Source organism: Sphingomonas alpina, assembly GCF_014490665.1.
Taxonomy (GTDB): domain Bacteria; phylum Pseudomonadota; class Alphaproteobacteria; order Sphingomonadales; family Sphingomonadaceae; genus Sphingomonas; species Sphingomonas alpina.
In genome coordinates, this window is the sequence record NZ_CP061038.1 from 361,944 (window position 1) to 379,711 (window position 17,768).

18 protein-coding genes are annotated in these 17,768 nt (G+C 63.1%); 9 read left to right on the forward strand and 9 right to left on the reverse strand.

Going from position 1 to position 17,768, the window contains the following annotated elements; all coding sequences use genetic code 11:
• On the reverse strand, positions 1–204 hold the full coding sequence (locus tag H3Z74_RS01590) for a helix-turn-helix transcriptional regulator (RefSeq protein ID WP_187762281.1): 204 nt from the start codon (positions 202–204) through the stop codon (positions 1–3).
• On the reverse strand, positions 201–608 hold the full coding sequence (locus tag H3Z74_RS01595; protein ID WP_187762282.1) for a hypothetical protein: 408 nt from the start codon (positions 606–608) through the stop codon (positions 201–203). Before H3Z74_RS01595 ends, H3Z74_RS01590 begins: the two co-directional genes overlap by 4 nt.
• Before the next feature lie 199 nt (positions 609–807).
• On the opposite strand from H3Z74_RS01595, the gene H3Z74_RS01600 reads away from it, so the two are divergent.
• Positions 808–1,263 (forward strand): macro domain-containing protein, encoded by a 456-nt coding sequence (locus tag H3Z74_RS01600; protein ID WP_187762283.1) that lies wholly within the window; start codon positions 808–810, stop codon positions 1,261–1,263.
• Positions 1,264–1,324: 61 nt separating this feature from the next.
• Here H3Z74_RS01600 and H3Z74_RS01605 read toward each other — a convergent pair whose 3' ends face one another.
• Complete coding sequence (locus tag H3Z74_RS01605) at positions 1,325–1,579, reverse strand: DUF6356 family protein (RefSeq protein ID WP_187762284.1); 255 nt, start codon at positions 1,577–1,579, stop codon at positions 1,325–1,327.
• A gap of 54 nt (positions 1,580–1,633) precedes the next feature.
• Positions 1,634–3,034 carry a glutamate ligase domain-containing protein gene (locus H3Z74_RS01610; RefSeq protein WP_187762285.1) on the reverse strand — a complete coding sequence of 467 codons (1,401 nt, stop codon included), beginning with the start codon at positions 3,032–3,034 and terminating at the stop codon, positions 1,634–1,636.
• Between the two features lie 62 nt (positions 3,035–3,096).
• On the opposite strand from H3Z74_RS01610, the gene H3Z74_RS01615 reads away from it, so the two are divergent.
• Both H3Z74_RS01615 and H3Z74_RS01620 read left to right on the forward strand, forming a co-directional pair.
• Positions 3,097–3,918 carry an LD-carboxypeptidase gene (locus H3Z74_RS01615; RefSeq protein ID WP_187762286.1) on the forward strand — a complete coding sequence of 274 codons (822 nt, stop codon included), beginning with the start codon at positions 3,097–3,099 and terminating at the stop codon, positions 3,916–3,918.
• 87 nt (positions 3,919–4,005) lie between these two features.
• Positions 4,006–4,410 carry a hypothetical protein gene (locus H3Z74_RS01620; protein WP_187762287.1) on the forward strand — a complete coding sequence of 135 codons (405 nt, stop codon included), beginning with the start codon at positions 4,006–4,008 and terminating at the stop codon, positions 4,408–4,410.
• On the opposite strand, the gene H3Z74_RS01625 is transcribed toward H3Z74_RS01620, so the two are convergent.
• Together H3Z74_RS01625 and H3Z74_RS01630 are read right to left on the reverse strand one after the other, a co-directional pair.
• Positions 4,407–4,841 (reverse strand): MarR family winged helix-turn-helix transcriptional regulator, encoded by a 435-nt coding sequence (locus H3Z74_RS01625; protein ID WP_187762288.1) that lies wholly within the window; start codon positions 4,839–4,841, stop codon positions 4,407–4,409. The genes H3Z74_RS01620 and H3Z74_RS01625 overlap by 4 nt on opposite strands.
• 29 nt (positions 4,842–4,870) lie before the next feature.
• Positions 4,871–6,439 (reverse strand): glycosyltransferase family 39 protein, encoded by a 1,569-nt coding sequence (locus H3Z74_RS01630; protein WP_187762289.1) that lies wholly within the window; start codon positions 6,437–6,439, stop codon positions 4,871–4,873.
• A gap of 142 nt (positions 6,440–6,581) precedes the next feature.
• Here H3Z74_RS01630 and H3Z74_RS01635 point away from each other — a divergent pair, with 142 nt between their 5' ends.
• Positions 6,582–6,851, forward strand: coding sequence for a pentapeptide repeat-containing protein (locus tag H3Z74_RS01635; protein ID WP_229726822.1), 270 nt, complete (start codon positions 6,582–6,584; stop codon positions 6,849–6,851).
• Between the two features lie 128 nt (positions 6,852–6,979).
• Positions 6,980–8,971, forward strand: a complete 1,992-nt coding sequence (locus tag H3Z74_RS01640; RefSeq protein WP_187762290.1) for a GMC family oxidoreductase N-terminal domain-containing protein — start codon at positions 6,980–6,982, stop codon at positions 8,969–8,971.
• A 649-nt stretch (positions 8,972–9,620) separates the two neighbouring features.
• On the opposite strand, the gene yczR is transcribed toward H3Z74_RS01640, so the two are convergent.
• Complete coding sequence (gene yczR / locus H3Z74_RS01645; protein ID WP_187762291.1) at positions 9,621–11,102, reverse strand: MocR-like transcription factor YczR; 1,482 nt, start codon at positions 11,100–11,102, stop codon at positions 9,621–9,623.
• A 63-nt stretch (positions 11,103–11,165) separates the two neighbouring features.
• Here yczR and yczE point away from each other — a divergent pair, with 63 nt between their 5' ends.
• Together yczE and H3Z74_RS01655 are read left to right on the forward strand one after the other, a co-directional pair.
• Positions 11,166–11,783, forward strand: a complete 618-nt coding sequence (gene yczE, locus H3Z74_RS01650; RefSeq protein WP_187762292.1) for a membrane protein YczE — start codon at positions 11,166–11,168, stop codon at positions 11,781–11,783.
• Between the two features lie 130 nt (positions 11,784–11,913).
• Positions 11,914–12,810, forward strand: a complete 897-nt coding sequence (locus H3Z74_RS01655) for an alpha/beta hydrolase (protein WP_187762293.1) — start codon at positions 11,914–11,916, stop codon at positions 12,808–12,810.
• Between the two features lie 181 nt (positions 12,811–12,991).
• Here the strand turns inward: H3Z74_RS01655 and H3Z74_RS01660 are convergent, their stop codons facing one another.
• On the reverse strand, positions 12,992–13,360 hold the full coding sequence (locus tag H3Z74_RS01660) for a VOC family protein (protein ID WP_229726823.1): 369 nt from the start codon (positions 13,358–13,360) through the stop codon (positions 12,992–12,994).
• Positions 13,361–13,676: 316 nt separating this feature from the next.
• Between H3Z74_RS01660 and thrS the strand changes: the two genes are divergently transcribed.
• Positions 13,677–15,677 (forward strand): threonine--tRNA ligase, encoded by a 2,001-nt coding sequence (gene thrS / locus H3Z74_RS01665; protein ID WP_187762295.1) that lies wholly within the window; start codon positions 13,677–13,679, stop codon positions 15,675–15,677.
• Positions 15,678–15,787: 110 nt separating this feature from the next.
• Complete coding sequence (infC, locus tag H3Z74_RS01670) at positions 15,788–16,312, forward strand: translation initiation factor IF-3 (protein ID WP_187762296.1); 525 nt, start codon at positions 15,788–15,790, stop codon at positions 16,310–16,312.
• A gap of 303 nt (positions 16,313–16,615) precedes the next feature.
• Here the strand turns inward: infC and H3Z74_RS01675 are convergent, their stop codons facing one another.
• Positions 16,616–17,596: a phosphoribosylaminoimidazolesuccinocarboxamide synthase gene (locus H3Z74_RS01675; RefSeq protein ID WP_187762297.1), complete on the reverse strand. Its 981-nt coding sequence runs from the start codon at positions 17,594–17,596 to the stop codon at positions 16,616–16,618.
• Between the last annotated feature and the right edge of the window lie 172 nt (positions 17,597–17,768).

A 17,768-nucleotide genomic window follows, 5' to 3' on the forward strand; every position in this document is an offset into this window, starting at 1 on the left:
TCATGCTTCCTTTGACGGGCTGGTGAAAATGTCTTCGATGGCGAGGTCGAACAGTTCGGCGATCTTGAAGGCAAGCGGCAGCGAGGGATCGTAGCGCCCGGTCTCGATCGCATTGACGCTCTGGCGGGAAACCTCGAGCCGGTCGGCGAGATCTCCTTGGCTCCAGTCGCGTTCGGCACGCAGCACCTTGAGGCGGTTCTTCATGTCTCGCGCCCGATCGCCAGCCTGTTGACCAGCGCGCCGATGCCGATGCCGGCAAACCACAGCACGGCCGTGTAATAGGCATAGACATGCGGCACGAGCCCGAAATTCTCCAGAAAGCCCCAGGCGGTGGTGACGCTGAGCGCGAAGCCGGTCGCGATCAGCAATTGGCGGACGAACCGGTCACGCAGATATTCGTCGGTTTCCTCAATCAGATAGCGGCCGATGATCATGAAGATCGCGATCTGTGGCACCGCGGGGAGGATGGCGACGAGATAGGCAAGGGGGCCATGGACCGCACCACGGGAGAAGAGCGCAACAGCGGCGAACAGCAATGCCGCATATCCCAGGCTGAGCCAGATGACGCGGCGATTGTAGCGTTTGATGGCGGGGCTTGCGCCGAACATGGGTAAAGGTCCCTTTCGAATCTGGAAAGCATCCTTTACAGAAAGGACATCTTTTCTGTCAACTCTCCTTTCCATATTGGATGGGAGTCTTGTCAGGATGCCAACGTCGAAATCGCCATAGCTGCCCTGTCCGGCGTTCATAACTGACTGCTATACAAAGCTCGTGGCTGGCCGCCTGCGCCAAATGAGGGAGCTTTCGATGCACACCGTCCGTGGCGATTTGCTGGCGCTGGCCTGCGAGGGTGAATTCGATGTGATCGTCCATGGCTGCAACTGCCAATGTCAGATGGGCAAGGGCATCGCTCTGGCGATCAAGCGACAATTTCCCGCGGCTTACGCAGCCGATCTGGAAACGGAGAAGGGAAGCCGGGAGAAGCTCGGCAGCTTTTCCGCTGCCAAGGTCGAACAAGACGGCCATTCATTCATCATCGTCAACGCCTACACCCAGTTTCACTGGAGAGGTGCAGGGATGAAGGCCGATTACGACGCCATCCGTCACGTCATGCGGGCAATTGCCTTGCAGTTCCGCGATTGCCGGATTGGCTATCCGAAGATTGGGGCGGGTCTGGCCGGTGGCGACTGGTCCGTTATCAGCGCCATAATAGACTCGGAACTGGACGGCCTGAATCACACCTATGTGGAGTTCTCACCCTGAGATAGGGGCGTCGCGCCCTGTCCGGGACAGGGTGGCAGGACAGCGCCGGGGAATCTTGAAATCAGATGACGTATTCGACCGTCGTCATCTGGGCCTGAGCCGCGCGTGCCGCGCCGCGCTTGGCGACGAGCACCTCGTGCAATTCCTTCACTGCGTCGCTGCCTGCGGTCTTGAACGCGAAGGGCAGCCAGGCATGGATCATGCAACCGAGCCCGCCGCACACCATCCGGAAACCGAAGCGCGATGCGACCCCGAAATGCTCGCCGAAACTCTCACCGACTGACTCAGGATGATCGAGAAACAGACGGCGGAACATGGGCGAACCTCTTCGTTGCGGATGGCCGACCTCTATCATGGCCGGGGCTTGCTGTCAGCCTTTGGCGGCAATTCGTGTCAGCATTTCGGCGGCAAGCTGGCTCAGCGTATCGTCGCGCGCGCCCATGATGACGATGCGGTCGCCCGCCTGCGCCCGGTCGGCCAACGATGCCGCAGCCGCTGCGCGGTCGGCGATATGCAGCGCGTTGCCGCCACCGGCCACCACATCGGCGATGATGTCGGCGCTGGTCACTTCACGTACCACCGTGCCACCCTGATAGACCGGGTCGGGCAGCACGAGCAGGTCGTCGGTGCGTAATTTCTTCACGAACATCGCGACCAGCTCGGCGCGCATCACCTTGAGCGGGCCATAGCCGTGCGGCTGGAACAGAAGCAGCAGCCGCCCGGGAAAGGCGTGCAGCGTGTCGAGCGTGGCGGCGATCTTGTCCGGGTTGTGGCCAAAATCGTCGATCACGGCGACACCGCCAGCCTCGCCGACCAGTTCGAAGCGCCGCTTGAGTCCGGTGAAACCTTCGATCGCGGCGATCGCCTCGGTCAGCGGCACGCCCGCCGCGGTGGCAGCGCCGATCGCGGCCAGTGCGTTGGAGACATTGTGGCGGCCGGGTACCGACAGCCGCACACTGTGCCGCGATCCGCCGGTGACCAGGTCGAAGCCGATTGCAAAGGGTTCGGGTACAAGCTTCTCGGCCATCAGGTCGGCCGGCACATCGATCGCGAAGGTTGTCATCCGCGCCGGATCGAGTGTCGCGGTCAGCGCTGCCGTCTCGGCATCGCCGATATTGACCAGCGTGGTTGCCGCCTTGCCGGCAAAGTCGCCGAACAGGGTGCGCAGTTCCTCCAGCGACTTGTGATCGAGGCTGACATTGTTGAGCACCGCGATGCGCGGATGATAGAGCGCGATCGACCCGTCGCTCTCGTCCACCTCGCTGACGAACGCCGCCCCGCCCCCCACCAATGCGCTGGCGAACGGTGCGTCGGGGCCGGCGAAATTCTTCATCACCGCACCGTTCATCACCGTCGGGTCGCGTCCACAGGCATGCAGAATCCAGCCGATCATGCCTGTCACGGTCGATTTGCCGCTGGTCCCGGCGACGCCGATCGGCAACGCGCTTGCGTTGAACAGGCTGGCGAGCAATTCCGCCCGGCTCATTCGCGGCGCGCCGATCCGGTCAGCCGCGACGATATCGGCGACGGTCGCTTCGACCGCGGCGGAGGCGATGACGATCTGGTCGGCGCTGGTAACGCCGCTGCCGTCCTGCGGGAACAGCGCGACGCCTCTGGTGCGCAGGTCGGCGAACTTGGCCGGCAGCCGTGCCTGATCCAGCGTCCGGTCCGACCCGGCGACGATCGCACCGCGCCCGGCCAGGATCATCGCCAGTGGCATCATGCCGCTGCCGCCGATCCCGACGAAGAAGTAGGATTTGCCGTTATGCATTGCGTCGCGCTATCGGCAATGCGCCAAAGGGGCAAGTTGTGGAAAGGGAGCCGGGACAGCTCATGCGGATTGGCGTTGTCGCCCCGGCGGGACGGATCGACGAAGTGGTGGCGGCGCGCGCGATGGCGTTCGCGGCGATCGCCTATCCGTCGGTCGACCTGATTTTCCACCCGCAATGCTATCGTACCGATGGCGGGCATTTCGCCGGTCCGGACTCAGCGCGTGCCGCGGCTTTTCTCGAATACGCCAACGACCCGGCGATCGATGCCTTGTGGTTCGCGCGGGGCGGCTATGGCTCGAACCGCATTCTTGCCGATGTGATCCCCAACCTCGGCCCCGCCGCCAAGACCAAAAGCTATGCCGGCTTTTCCGACATGGGCTTCATCCTTGGCGCGCTCTATGCGCGGCGCATCGGCAAGCCGGTCCATGCGCCGATGGTCTCAAGCATCAACAACAGCAATGGCGGTGACGCCGTGATCGCGCGCACGCTCAGCTGGCTGGTCGACAAGGACCGCCGCTGGCTCGAGCCGAGTCTCGGCAAACAGCCGACCGTCGCGTTCAACCTGTCGATCCTCAACAATCTGCTCGGCACGCAGTGGATGCCCGACCTGACCGATCATGTGCTGATGATCGAGGAAGTGTCGGAAGCGCTCTACCGCGTTGATCGCATGCTGTTCCAGATGGCCAATGCGACCCAGCTGAAGGGCATTGCCGGAGTCCGGCTCGGCGCGATCAGCGACGTGACACCCAACACGCCGGAGTTCGCCGAAACTCCCCAACAGATGATCGAACGCTGGTGCAAGGACATGAAGGTGCCGTTCCTTGGGTCCGCCGATATCGGGCATGTGCGCACCAACAAGGTGGTGCCGTTCGGCTTGGTATAGGGGGCGAAGATGCGAATGATGACGGTCGGAATCGGGGCTGCGGGCCTGTTGGCTCTTGCCGCTTCCAGCGCCGTTGCCGAACCGGCCTTGCCCAAGGGCGCCTATATTCTGCCGGGGTCGGCCGTCCCGAAAATACTGCGGCAATGCTCGCGTAGCGCACCGAAGATCGGTGAAGGCAGTTGGCAGCCCCAGGCCGCCGGTATCCGCGAGCTGGAGGCTGCACTTCCCGGAGAGTTGCGTAAACGAAGCTCCGGCGAGTCGTCACATTGGCAAAACCTGCTGCGTGATTGGCGGCGGCAATATGTCGGCATCGTTCGTGGAGGGCGGCGCTATATCTATGGCAGTTTCGCGCAGGACGATTCTTCGAGCATCGCCTTCGACTGGCAGCGGGAGCCCATGCAGGTCTGCGACGGTGGCGTCAGCTTTTTCGGGGTCGAATATGATGTTGCGCGCCGTCGCTTCACCCATGTCGCGTTCAATGGACCCTATTAGGATTCGCTGATCGGTTCGGCCGGTTGTTCGGCGAGCCGGTCGAGCAGCTCCGCAGCCAGGCGCAGCATCGCACGCTCGGCCGGAGTAAGGCGCTCGGTCATCGCCTGCGCGAGCCAGAGATTCTGCCGGTGGGCGTCGCGCCGAATCAGCTCGGAACCCGCGGCGGTGATCTCGATCTCGATCTGACGACGGTCCCTCTCGCCCTGGCGGCGGGTGATGAAACCCAGTTCATCGAGGTCGGCGATGATCCGGGTGAGCGACTGCGGCTGCAGCCGTTCGAGCGCGGCAAGGTCGGTCGCCGTCAGCGGCCCATCGGCTCGCAAGAGCCTGCCCAATACGCTCAGCTTGGCGGCGCTGACTCCGTGATCGACGCGCAGGCTCCGCATGCGCCGCGCAAAGTCCGACAGGCTACGCCGGATTGGGTTGGCCATATCATATGGCTCCGGAAGCATATCCCTATTCATGCACCGTACCGCTTGAACCCGTCCCATGCATTGGTGAACCCTCCCCGAAGCCCGTGGCAGACCATGATCGGCCGATCCCGTTCATAGGGCATTGCCAGCGGCACCCCGAAAACGCCGGCGATCCGCGCGCTGCGGCAAAGACGCCGCCAGCGTTCCGGATCGCCATTGATGACGATGATGACGCTACCGTCATAGCCGCGCGGTCCCCAGAGGAAATACTGATTGTCGCCACTGATCGCCGGCGGCAGGCCAAGCCCGCGCCCATGAACGTCGATCGCGGCCGCTTCGCCATAATTGTTCGCGAAGATCGCCGCATGCCCGCGCTCGGCCGGCGGCAGCGACCGGTACACCGCCGCGACCTGGTGCGCGAGCGCGCGCCAGCCGAGCTCGTCGGAGAAGACTTGAGTCAAGGGCGCGCCGATCGCTGCTTTCTCATCGGGTGCCGGGCGCAAATGGCTGTGCTCCAACAGGCGAAGCAAGGCGGGCGGATCGAGCAGCGGGAAGACGATCGGCGCCACGAGCGCGAAATTGGCAATAGCGGCCGCCATCCAGAGGCCGGCCGCCCAGCGCCACAGTCGCGCGCAGGCCACCGCGCCCACTACGAACATGCTCGGATAGGCGGCGAACAGATAATAGTCCTTGCCGCCGGTGGCGAGATTGATCGCGGTGGCGCCGACGAACGCGATCGACAGGAATCGGAGGGGTTTCAGTCGCTCGGACGCGAAGGGTGCGACGATCCCGGTCACCCATAAAGGCGCGAGGACCAGATTAAGCGCCAATATCTGTCCGATCTCGAAACGCACCGGGCCGCCGGTGATCACGCCCTGGGTATGATGAGCGATGATGGCGAGGAAGGGCCAGTCATTGACTGCCTGCCAGATCAGGCTCGGTGCAGCGATCGCAACGGCGATCAGCATCGCTGTCCAGGTTTCGCGCCAGCCTAGCAACCGGCGAGCGGGCGTCAGCAGCACCCCCAGGGCCAGCGGCACCAGCCACATCACGATGCCGTATTTGGCCTGCATCGAAAGACCGGCGACCAGTCCGGCCCAGAGCAGCGCGCGCCGATCTTCGCGCAGCACGGCGCGGGCGATCAGATACGCGCACCCCGTCCAGGCGATCGGCTCGAAAGTCGCGGTGGTCAGGAGCGTGGTCGTGCCGGCAAGTCCCGGCGCCGAAGCGGCGGCGATCGCGGCAATCACTGCCGCACTCCGATTGCCTCCGATCAGTCGGGCAAAAGCGGCGCAGAGCGGGATCAGAGCCACAGCGGCCATCACCGCCGGCAGGCGCAACAGCCAGACACTGGGGCCGAACAGCTGAGTCGCGGCGGCGATCAGCGGAACAAGTGGCGGCTGGTCGGCATAGCCAAAGGCCGGGTGCCGGCCACAGGCGAGGAAATAGAGCTCGTTGCGCATCATGTCATAGCGCCCCGCGGTCGCCAGATGCAGCGCCGCCGTGACGGCGATCGCGATCCAGATCAGGACACGATCGGAAGCGGGCGTGCGCCATGGCAACAGGCGGAACGACTGAAGCGGCTCCGGATGGGGCAAGTGATTCGATACGCTCATGCGTATTAAATATCACATATGGACACAGCGCAGTAGAGATTTTATCAAAGAGAATCGGGAGTGGATCGCTGAATTAATATCTGCATGCGTATTAAATATCCCTGATATCTGGATGAGTTGTAACATCGGAAGGATACACGTCATGGCAGGGCAGAGTTTCGAGAGTGAAATTATGTCGGAGGCGTTCTTCCGAGATTGCTCTCTTGCGCGATCGACGTTCGACGATGCCGACCTGTCGGAATGCGTCTTCTCGAACGTCAATCTCCGCGACGCACGCTTCACCGATGTCAACCTGGCCGGCGTATCGATTTACGACGCCAATATCGAAGGGCTGACGATTTTAGGCCATGATGTCGCAGCCCTTATCCGAGCCGAACTGGCGCGCAGCGATTCCGGTCGCTCCGTCAGATAGATGCGGCGGGGTCCAATCAGAACAACCGCCGCAATGGCTCCGATTATCCTGCGCACCGGCAAGTCTCCGCTCGCCGCCGTCTATGTCGCACGCTAGGTTCGCGCCCGGGACCATTCGGGGGCAACCAGATGCGAACACCGTTCAATCCGCTTCAGGCGGCTATTCTAAAGGCATTGACCGAGGCGCTGTTCCACGGCGTCGATATGCGCATCACGTCCGCTCAGGTCGTTGCCAATCTGCAGCATCAGTTCGGTATGTTCGAGGGCAACAAGCCGAAGGAGATCGGCCTCAGCCTCTATCTGGTCTGCTTCCTGCTGGGTGGCCCGTTCTTCCTGCTGTTCGGTCCCGCTTGGGGCGCCAAGCGTGTGGCGAAGCGGCTTGCGCGGTCGCAGAATAATCTGATGCAGGATCTCGCCCGCATCCGGGGTGTCATCTATGCCGGCTATTATGGTCATTGGGTCGGTGCGGTCGAAGAGGATAATGACGACAATCCGGTGCTGAACGCGATCGGTTTCGAATTGCCGCACCAGCGCATCCGCGGGACCGGCGAGGTGCCGATCAGGCTGTTTCCCGGGCGCGATCTCGCGCATGACGATGTGCTCGCGCCGAACGAGGCACCCGATACGGTCGGGGTCATCGTGATCGGTTCGGGCGCCGGCGGCGCGGTCGCCGCTGCCAATCTCGCGCAGCATCATGACGTGCTGGTGATCGAGGCTGGAGCGCACTATCCCTCCGCCGCGATCACGCATGAAGAACGCCGCATGACTGCGCGGCTCTTCGTCGACGGCGGTCTGCAGACCAGCCGCGACCACGACATTGTCATTTTTCAGGGACATTGTGTCGGCGGCTCGACCGTCATCAACAATGGCATCGCCTTGCGTGTGAAGCAGGCGGGCATGACCCATCCGCAGGCCAATGACGTGTTTGCCAACTGGGCCGCGCTTGGCGCTCCGGTCGATGCAGAGCGCTTCAATGCCGCTTATCATGCGGTCGAGAAGCGGCTCGGCGTCGAGCCGATCGATCAGAAGAGCGGCCGCAACAATGGCACGCATCTGCTCAATGGTTGGGCGGCGCATGCCGCCGCGAGCAGCGATCCGATGGATGCGGCATCGCCGGCGCTGTGGTTCAGCAAGAATTACGGGCCGCGCGAGCTCAATGCCGATTGTGCCTATTGCGGTTATTGCAACACCGGCTGCCCCTATGGCCGCAAGCAAGGCATGGCGCAGTCCTTCCTGATTGACGCCAGGTCGTCGGGCGCAAAAATCCTGATGCAGACCAAGGTCGAGAAGATCATCTGGGCTGAATCCGATCTCGATGGGCGACGCGTCGCGACCGGCGTCGAGGTGCTACAGCCCGACGGCAGCCGCCGTACGATCAGGGCCACCAAGGGCGTCGTCGTCGCCGCCGGCACGATGGCGTCGAGCCGGATCCTCGACAAGAGCGGCATCGAAGGCACCGGGGAGGGCATCTCGCTCAATATCGCCTGTCCGGTGGTCGCGCTGATGCCCGGAACGATGCGGGCGTGGGACGAGGATCAGATGGCGACCTATGTCGATCGTGGCGACTTCCTGCTCGAATCGCATTTCCAGCCGCCGATGAGCATGTCGACCTTGATGCCGGGCTGGTTCGGCGATCATGCCGGGCGCATGCTTAACTATAGCCGTCTGGCGTCCGCAGGCATCCTCTTCCCGGCCGATCGGCAGGGAAGGCTGATCGGCGGCAAGCTTCATTTCAAGCTGCGCGACGATGTCGAACTGCCGCTGCTGCGCCGTGCACTCGCCACGCTCACCCGGGTGCATTTCGCGGCGGGCGCGGAGGAAGTCTATCCGGCGCTCACGCGCGGGCCGATCTTGCGCAAGGGTGACGATATCGACCTGTTCTACGAACAGGGTATCCGTGAAGCGGACGACGTCACGCTGTCCAGTTCGCACCCTCAGGGCGGCAATGGGCGCAACGCCGACCCGGAAAAAGGCGTGGTCGATCTCGATTGCCGCGTCCATGGCACCGCCAATGTGCTGGTTACCGACGCCAGCACCTTTACCAGCTGCATTCGCGTCAACGCGCAACTCACTACCATGGCGATGTCGCATTATGCCACGGCGGGAAATCCGTTCGTATAGAGCGGGTCGACATTCAGGTTTGGGGAGTTCGCTTTTCGAAATATTTCGTCACCCGGAACAAGTCGATACTCCCTTTAAGATAAGTAAGCTTGTGTCCCCGCGAAGGCGGGGACCCAGTCTGGGCTCCCGCCTGCGCGGGAGCACAAGGAAGAGGCAATCGCTCTCGACTATGCCAATCCCCTGGTCGAAGGGAATAAGCACCGAAAAGCCCGGAGTGGCGGCAGGGGCAGGCGATGAATTCTCTACAAAACTGAATGTTGATCCCGCCCAGTATGAGCGCGCGATGAGACAGCCGCAGCGGCTGGGCATGCGCCGATGGCGCTGCGGTTCTGTTCTTCGACAATCAGAAAGAGCGTGCCGAAAACAAGCCCGGCAAGTGATGACATGCGCGATCCCGGGTGATGGTTGAATCGTCGCCGGCAACAGGACTGCGGGAGGGCGGCGAGAGATATGTTACACCCTATTGTACCATATTCCGGCGCGAAGCAGGCGGGCCACGCTGCCGATCGGGCCGAACTGCATGTTTATTGGGATACAGCAATGGGTTGGCGGCGCTACATCGCGATTTCTGGTATCCATCAATTTCGATAAATTCTCGCTCAGCTATCCATGGAATTGATAGCTGGGCCATCGACGTAGCGAATCCGCGCTAGATCACGCGTTCCGCTTCCAGTTCCCATGCCGCATCGGGCACGCGTCCATGGCGCGTGCGCAGGCGTGCTTCGGCCATGGCGAGGCGATCGACCGCCAGGTCGAGTTCTGTCTCGGGCAAGGTGAAGGGCAGGCGGACAAAGCGTTCGAACGCGCCATTCACCCCGAAGCGCGGGCCGGGCGCGATGCGCAGCGACAGGCTTTGCGTCATGGCGGCCAGTGCCGATGCTTCCGGGCGCGGCATCTCGGCCCAGAGCGTGAAACCCCCCGCAGGTACCGGCACCCGCCAGTGCGGCAAAGCCTCATGGAGCCGCGCGATCAGATGGTCGCGACGGACACGAACATCCTTTCTGTCACCATCTCCCCGGATGCTGCCGTCGAGCAGCGCGGCGACCGCCAGTTGATCCATGACCGGGGTTGCCAGGTCGAGCGTCGAGCGGATGCGGCCAAGCGCGACGATCGTCTGTGGATCGGCGCGCAGCCAGCCGATCCGCAGGCCACCCCAGAAGCGCTTGCTGGCCGATCCGATGCTGATCACCGTGTCGCCATGCGGGTCGTGCGCCGCCACGGGCGGCGGCGCCGGCTGGTCGAGCGTGACCGCCGCCATCGTCTCGTCGATCACCAGCGGGGTATGGGTCGCTCGTGCCGCCCGCACCAGGGCGGCGCGCGTGTCCGGATCCATGACCCGGCCGGTGGGGTTGTGGAAATCGGCGATGATATAGGCGAACCGTGGTCCGGTTTGGCGAAGGGCTGTGAAGATCGCGTCGATGTCCCAGCCGGTCGTGGGAAGTCCGACCGGTACCGCGACACAATTCTGTTTCAGGATTGCGGCGATCGCGTTGTGATAGGTCGGATGGTCGACGACGATGCGGTCGCCCGGTCCGGCGAGCAAACGCAGCAGCAAAGCAAGGCCATGCTGCGCGCCGCTGGTGACCAGGATCTGGCCGGGCGTCGTCGGGCAGCCGCGCGCGGTATAATCGGCTGCGATCGCCCGCCTCAGGCGCTGGATGCCGAACACTTCATAGCCAAGGCCGGACAGAAAAGCGGGCATCTGGCTCAACGCCTGTTCATAGGCATACCAGATGGTTTGCGGTGCGGGCAGTGCGGCATTGGTCCAGTCGATCACGTCCGGGCCGTGTTCGTCCGGGCTCGGTTCTTCGAGCAGCGCGTCCGCATCGGGCGTGGCGCCATGCCCGACGCCCGGGAGTCGCGTGACGCTGCCCGATCCTTGCCGGCTCAGCAGATAGCCCTCGTCGCGCAGCAGCTCGAACGCCGCGGCGATGGTGGTGCGACTGACGCCCAGCACCCGCGCCAGGTCGCGCTCGCCGCCGATACGCACGCCAAGGCCGATACGGCCATCCAGGATCAGCAAGCGCAGCGCGCGGGCAAGCTGGCGATAGGTGGGGCCGCCGCCCGTCTCGCTGCGCCACACCCCGAGCTGGCGAGCGAGTGAGATTGGGCTGAGCGAGTTGACATCCATAAGAGCCAATATCTTTTAATTGGCCCTCAAAAACAATGCCTATCCTGGCTATTGGCATTGCCCATGATGAAACAACGCCTTTTCCAGCTCCTGTGGGGCCTATCGCTTTACGGTTTCGCCATGGCGCTGATGTTGCGCGCCAATCTCGGACTCGATCCCTGGGATGTGCTGCATCAGGGACTGGCGCCGCAGATCGGGCTCAGCTTCGGCATGACCGTCAACGCGGTCGGGCTGCTGGTGCTGCTATTGTGGATTCCACTTTGGCAGCGTCCCGGGATCGGCACTGTGCTCAACATCCTGATCATCGGCACGGTGGTCGACCTGTCGCTGCTGATTCTGCCGACGCCGGAGGGCTATGTTGCGCGCTTCGCCTTCCTGATCGTCGGGATCGTGCTGAACGGCATTGCTGGCGGCGCCTATATTGGTGCGGGACTCGGCGCCGGCCCGCGCGACGGCCTGATGACCGGTATCGCGGCACGATTTGGCTGGCCGATCAAGATCGTCCGGACTGCGATCGAGCTGACGGTCCTGGCGGTCGGCTGGCTGATGGGCGGCACCGTCGGCATCGGCACCGTGCTGTATGCCGTGACGATCGGCTGGGTGGTGCATTACGCGCTCCCGTTCTTCACCCTGACCCGCAAGGAGCCCGCCGCCGAACTGGCTGTCCCCGCCGAGCAATAGCGCGCCGGGCCGATGATCCGGCTCGATCGCACAACCTGTTGCCGCAAAGGCGATCGATCGGACGGTATTCCGGCTTCCAACCGACCGCCATGACCGTCATGCCGCGGGTACAGGGATTTTGGGGGCGAGGATGAAGACGAGCTGGATGGCGGCCTTGCTTGCGGCCGCCCTGTTGCCCGGCTGTACGGTGCCGGTCGTGGCCGAGACGGCCGAGGGGCAGCCTTACGAATTGAAGGATACCCAGGTCTGGACGGTGCCCGATCCCGCCACTGGCCGATCCTATCAGCTGTTCGTGAGCCTGCCGGCGAGCTACGCCGCCAACCCGTCGCGGCGCTATCCGGTGATGTATGTCGCCGACGCCGATTACGGCTTTCCGCTGATCCGGTCGATCAGCCGGCGCGTCAATCTGGAAGGACCCGCGATCGCGGAGTTCATCCTTGTCGGTTTGTCCTACGCCAAGGGCGAGGACGGCATGACCAGCCGCCGCCGCGATTATACCCCGACCGCCAATGCCCCTATGGACGTGCCCAAGGACCAGGTTCATGGCCAGGCATGGGCCTATCAATATTATCTCAAGAAGAGCGTCCTGCCCTTCGTGCAAGCGCGGTACCGGACCGATCCTGCCCGCCGGATTTTCATGGGCCATTCCTATGGCGCGCTGCTCGGAACGCGCATCCTGTTCAGCGATCCGGGCATGTTCCACGACTATATCCTGGGCAGCCCGTCCTTTTGGTATGACGATCGATATATGCTGCGCGTAGAGGAGGATTATGCCCGCACGCACAAGGATCTGCCGGCCAACATCTTCATGTATGTCGGCGCCTTCGAGGCCGTTCGTCCGGGCGACCCGCGATATAACCGCAAGGACGATCTGGTGGCAGACATGACGACATTCGAGACGCAGCTGAAATCGCGCCACTATCCCGGACTCACCATCGCCTCACGGGTCTTGCCGGAGGAAAATCACCTGACGGTCTTTCCACCGGGCTTCACCCGCGCGCTCCAGCAAGTCCTGCCCGCGCGTTGATCGGTAGCCGCGCGTGTCGCCGCCAGAGCGGTTTCGAGTTGAATTGACCCGCCCCCTTCCGTTCGCCCTGAGCCTGTCGAAGGGCCGTCCTTCTCTTTCCGGTGCGGGGAGCAGAAGGACGGTGCTTCGACAAGCTCAGCACGAACGAGGAACGGGTGATTCTACCCAAGGCGACGGTGCTCTATTGTGCTGATTGGCTCGGCCAGCCGATACGAACCAGCACCCCGTCGGGATCGCTGAGCGCGAATTCGTACATGCCCCATGGCTTGTGGCTCGGGCCCTCAGTTTCGATGATCTCGCTGGCAAAGCGGGCCGCGACCGCATCGACATCGGGCGTGTAGAGATACAGGCCGAACGGATTGCGCCCCGGCACGACCCAACCCTCCACTGCCCGATTCAGGTGCAGGTTGCCGCCCTTGCCGTCGGCCAGGATGCGGTAATCGTCATGCTCATGCGGTTCCGGCGCAGTGAAGCCGAGCCGCGCGTAAAAAGCTTCGGACACGTCGAGGTCATTGCAGGGCACGATCGCGGTGAGACTCGGTGTCGGCATGGCGGACTCCATTTGGGACTCGCTGATATGCCCAGCGGCCGGGCCTATGGGTCTAGCGTCCCTGACCCCGGTTCGCTATATCGTCCCCATGCCGCACGCGATCATCTTTCGCATGACTACCACCACCCCGGTTTTCCGGGGGGATCTCGGCTTGCGCGTCGCCTGAACTGACGCTCACGCTGAAGGTCTCACCCGGAACGGGTGAGCCGGTGTCTCTCTTCCGTTCCTGAAAACCACCTACGACGCTTTTCCCCAGAGGCTTTTCCAAAGCTTCGCGGGTGTGCATAAGCCCGCCAAATCGACAGGAACTATTTCGATGAACGACATGCTTTCGATCACGCTGCCCGATGGCTCGGTCCGTGCGGTGCCGCTCGGCACCACGCCGGCGGATATCGCCGCGGCGATCGGGCCGGGCCTGGCCAAGGCGGCGATCGCAGCGCGCGTCGATGGCGAGCTGCGCGACATCACGCGCCCGTTCGAGGGCGATGCCAATCTGGCGCTGGTCACGTCGCGTGACGAGGCCGACGCGCTGGAACTCGCGCGCCATGACTATGCGCATGTGCTGGCCGAGGCGGTGCAGTCGCTGTTTCCGGGGACGCAGATCACTTTCGGTCCTTCGACGGACGACGGCTTCTATTATGATTTCGCACCGAAGGACCGGCCGTTCACCGATGAGGATTTGCCGGCGATCGAGGCGGAGATGCGCAAGATCATCGCGCGAGACGAGCCGCTGCTCCGCGAAGTGTGGAGCCGTGCCGACCTGATCGCGCGCTGGCAGAAGCAGGGTGAGAGCTTCAAGGCCGAATGGGCCGCCGAACTGCCGGAGGGCGAGGAACTGACGGTGTACCGCGCCGGCAAGGGCGAGGACGCCTGGCTCGACATGTGCCGCGGCCCGCATCTCGCCTCGACCGGGAAGCTCGACCCGCAGGCGTTCAAGCTGACGCGTGTCTCGGGCGCCTATTGGCGCGGCGACCAGAAGAACGCGATGCTGTCGCGCATCTACGGCACTGGCTGGCTCAACAAGAAGCAGCTCGACGCGCATCTCGTGCGCATCGAGGAAGCAGCCAAGCGAGACCATCGCAAGATCGGCCAGGAAATGGACTTGTTCCATTTGCAGAGCGAAGCGCAGGGGTCGGTCTTCTGGCATCCCAAGGGCTATCTGCTGTGGCGCCAGCTTGAGGCTTATATGCGCCGCCGGCTCGACGCGGCTGGCTATCAGGAAGTGAAGACGCCGCAGTTGATGGACGCGCGGCAATGGGAAGCCTCGGGCCATTGGGGCAAGTATCGCGAGAATATGTTCGTCGTGCCCGACGAAGTCCCCAATACCGAGGACGAGGGCCCGGTGCTGACCGGCGAGGGCGATTTGATGGCGCTCAAGCCGATGAACTGCCCGGCGCATGTCCTGATCTTCCGCCAGGGGATCAAGTCGTACCGCGACCTGCCGCTGCGCCTGGCCGAATTCGGTTGCTGCCATCGCAACGAGCCGCACGGCGCGCTGCACGGTATCATGCGCGTGCGTCAGTTCACCCAGGACGATGCGCATATCTTCTGCCGCGAGGACCAGATCGTCGACGAAGTCCGGCTGTTCTGCGACCTGCTCGACCTGGTCTACAAGGATCTCGGCTTCGAGAATTATGCGATCAAGCTCGCGTTGCGCCCCGAAAAGCGGTTCGGGACGGAGGAGATGTGGGACAAGGCCGAGGCCAATTTGCGCGATGCAGTCGCCCAGGCGGGTCGTGCCGGACCGGAATATGGCTGGGAGGAATTGCCGGGCGAGGGGGCGTTCTATTCGCCCAAGCTCGAATTCCACCTGACCGACGCGATCGGCCGGACCTGGCAGTGCGGCACGATCCAGCTCGATTATGTCCTGCCCGAGCGACTCGATGCATCCTATGTCGGTGCTGACGGCGAGCGGCATCGCCCGGTGATGCTTCACCGCGCGATTCTCGGCACGTTCGAGCGTTTCCTCGGCATCCTGATCGAGCATCATGCCGGGCGCTTCCCGATGTGGCTTGCGCCGGTCCAGGCAGTGGTCGCGACGATCGTGTCCGATGCGGATGACTATGCGCAGGAAGTGGTGGCAGCGCTGTCGGCGGCGGGACTGCGGGTCGAGACCGATCTGCGCAACGAGAAGATCAACTACAAGGTGCGCGAACACAGCCTGGCCAAGGTTCCCAACCTGCTCGTGGTCGGCAAGCGCGAGGCGGAGGAGGGCACCGTCGCGCTGCGCCGCCTTGGCAGCGATCGGCAGGAAATGCTGAGCCTTGCCGATGCCGTGGCGATGCTTGCCAAAAGCGCGCTGGCACCCGATCTATAGGCCAGCGTGAACGATCCTCAACGCGCGACTTTCGCTCAGTCGCGCGTTGAGCTATGGATCGCGCGCGAAATACCAGAATAACCACAGGAGCTATACCTATCCGACCCCCAATGACCCGGCAGGCGCCACCGATGAACGGCCCTCGCTTCAACGAATTCATCCAGTCGCCCAAAGTCCGCGTGATCGATCAGGACGGCGAGAATCTCGGCGTGATGTACACCCGGGAAGCGATGGAGCAGGCGCAGAGCGTCGGGCTCGACCTTGTCGAAGTGTCGCCCAATGCGGATCCGCCCGTCGCCAAGTTCCTCGATGTCGGCAAGTTCAAGTACGAGGCGCAGAAAAAGGCCAACCTCGCACGCAAGTCGCAGAAGACGCAGGAGATCAAGGAGATCAAGATGCGTCCGAACATCGACGACCATGATTACGACACCAAGATGAAAAAGGTCGTCGAATTCATCAACGAAGGCGACAAGGTGAAGATCACCCTGCGCTTCCGCGGTCGCGAGCTGAGCCACGGCCAGCTCGGCATGGCGCTGCTCCAGCGCGTCCAGGCCGATGTGGTCGAGACCGCCAAGGTCGAGGCCTATCCGCGCATGGAAGGCCGGCAGATGCTGATGGTGCTCGCGCCGAAATGATCTGATGCGTTGCCGCTGGGTCGATCATGTCCCGGTGGCAGCGAGCTATTGGCCGGCACCGCTTCCGACGACAGTATGATGTGCGCTCGTCGCCGTGCGAATGTCCGTTGACGCACCCATGCACCCTCCCGTTCGCCCTGAACTTGTCGAAGCCTGTCCTGAGCGCCTGCCTTGGCAGGCAGTCGAAGGGGCCCGTTCTTCTTCTCGATCGCAGAAAGAAAGAGCGGTGCTTCGACAAGCTCAGCGCGAACGGTGAGTGGGTGGTCCTGATAAAACGCTCGGTGCTCTAAAACCCGGCCGATATCAGCCGGATCCAAACAAAGGCCGCAGTCGATCGCGAATACGATCCAGCACCGTTGCGCCTTCGAGATCGGGTTCGAACGACTGACCAGTGATGGTTTCGAACGCCTCGGCATAGACGGCGGACGTACCCAGTACGAGATTCCGGGGAATCTCGGGAATGGCATCCCGGTAGGGATCGCAGCGTTCGGCCACCCACGCCCGGACGAAATCCTTGTCGAAGCTCTCGGGCCGCTCGCCGCCGGCGAAACGCTGCTCATAGCTCGACTGCTTCCAATAGCGGCTGCTGTCGGGCGTATGGATTTCGTCGGCGAGGACGATATTGCCGTCCGGGTCGATGCCGAATTCATATTTGGTATCCGCCAGGATCAGGCCGCGCTCCTGCGCCAGTTTCTGGCCGTGCGCGAACAGCGCGAGTGCGGTGGTGCTGAGTTCCTCCCACTGCGCCGTGGTGAGGAGCTTGCGCTCGAAAATCTCCGCCGGGCTCAGCGGCTCGTCATGGCCGCCATCGAATTCCTTGCTGGTCGGCGTAATGATCGGATGCGGCAGCCGCTCATTGTCGCGCAGTCCGTCCGGCAGCGACATGCCGTACATGGCGCGCTGGCCATTCCTGTAAAGGGTCAGGATCGAGGTGCCCGTGGTCCCCGCCAGATAGCCGCGCACGACGATTTCGACCGGCAGAATGTCGAGCCGGCGGCACAGCAGCACGTTGGGATCCGGATAGTCCAGCACATGGTTACGGCAGATATGCGCCGTCTCCTCGAACCAGAACCGCGCGGTCTGAGTCAGTAGCTGGCCCTTGAAGGGGACGGTGCACAGGATCCGATCGAAAGCGCTGAGACGGTCGCTGGCGATGATCACGCGGCGGCCATCGGCAAGATCGTAATTGTCACGCACCTTGCCACGATAATGCCGCGGCAGCTCCGCGATCGTGGCGTCGTCCAGCGTCCGGGTCGCATAGGCGGCGAAATCGTGAAACGGCATACAGGCAAGCTCCGATCGGATGGGCCAGCGGTCTCTAGCCCGACTTTGCCGCCCTGTCAGAGCTGAATTGCGAGACTATCGTGTTGCGGCAAAGCCGTTGCGGACAATCCGTTCCGGGCCGGCAATCTCCATGACGGCTCAACAAGCTCCATTCGCATCTGCAAAGATTGCA

Bases quoted from the DNA above. Each gene is read 5' to 3' on its own strand.
- H3Z74_RS01590 (WP_187762281.1), bottom strand. From the start codon at position 204: ATGAAGAACCGCCTCAAGGTGCTGCGTGCCGAACGCGACTGGAGCCAA.
- H3Z74_RS01595 (WP_187762282.1), bottom strand. From the start codon at position 608: ATGTTCGGCGCAAGCCCCGCCATCAAACGCTACAATCGCCGCGTCATC.
- H3Z74_RS01600 (WP_187762283.1), top strand. From the start codon at position 808: ATGCACACCGTCCGTGGCGATTTGCTGGCGCTGGCCTGCGAGGGTGAA.
- H3Z74_RS01605 (WP_187762284.1), bottom strand. From the start codon at position 1,579: ATGTTCCGCCGTCTGTTTCTCGATCATCCTGAGTCAGTCGGTGAGAGT.
- H3Z74_RS01610 (WP_187762285.1), bottom strand. From the start codon at position 3,034: ATGCATAACGGCAAATCCTACTTCTTCGTCGGGATCGGCGGCAGCGGC.
- H3Z74_RS01615 (WP_187762286.1), top strand. From the start codon at position 3,097: ATGCGGATTGGCGTTGTCGCCCCGGCGGGACGGATCGACGAAGTGGTG.
- H3Z74_RS01625 (WP_187762288.1), bottom strand. From the start codon at position 4,841: ATGGCCAACCCAATCCGGCGTAGCCTGTCGGACTTTGCGCGGCGCATG.
- H3Z74_RS01630 (WP_187762289.1), bottom strand. From the start codon at position 6,439: ATGAGCGTATCGAATCACTTGCCCCATCCGGAGCCGCTTCAGTCGTTC.
- H3Z74_RS01635 (WP_229726822.1), top strand. From the start codon at position 6,582: ATGGCAGGGCAGAGTTTCGAGAGTGAAATTATGTCGGAGGCGTTCTTC.
- H3Z74_RS01640 (WP_187762290.1), top strand. From the start codon at position 6,980: ATGCGAACACCGTTCAATCCGCTTCAGGCGGCTATTCTAAAGGCATTG.
- yczR (WP_187762291.1), bottom strand. From the start codon at position 11,102: ATGGATGTCAACTCGCTCAGCCCAATCTCACTCGCTCGCCAGCTCGGG.
- yczE (WP_187762292.1), top strand. From the start codon at position 11,166: ATGATGAAACAACGCCTTTTCCAGCTCCTGTGGGGCCTATCGCTTTAC.
- H3Z74_RS01655 (WP_187762293.1), top strand. From the start codon at position 11,914: ATGAAGACGAGCTGGATGGCGGCCTTGCTTGCGGCCGCCCTGTTGCCC.
- H3Z74_RS01660 (WP_229726823.1), bottom strand. From the start codon at position 13,360: ATGCCGACACCGAGTCTCACCGCGATCGTGCCCTGCAATGACCTCGAC.
- thrS (WP_187762295.1), top strand. From the start codon at position 13,677: ATGAACGACATGCTTTCGATCACGCTGCCCGATGGCTCGGTCCGTGCG.
- infC (WP_187762296.1), top strand. From the start codon at position 15,788: ATGACCCGGCAGGCGCCACCGATGAACGGCCCTCGCTTCAACGAATTC.
- H3Z74_RS01675 (WP_187762297.1), bottom strand. From the start codon at position 17,596: ATGCCGTTTCACGATTTCGCCGCCTATGCGACCCGGACGCTGGACGAC.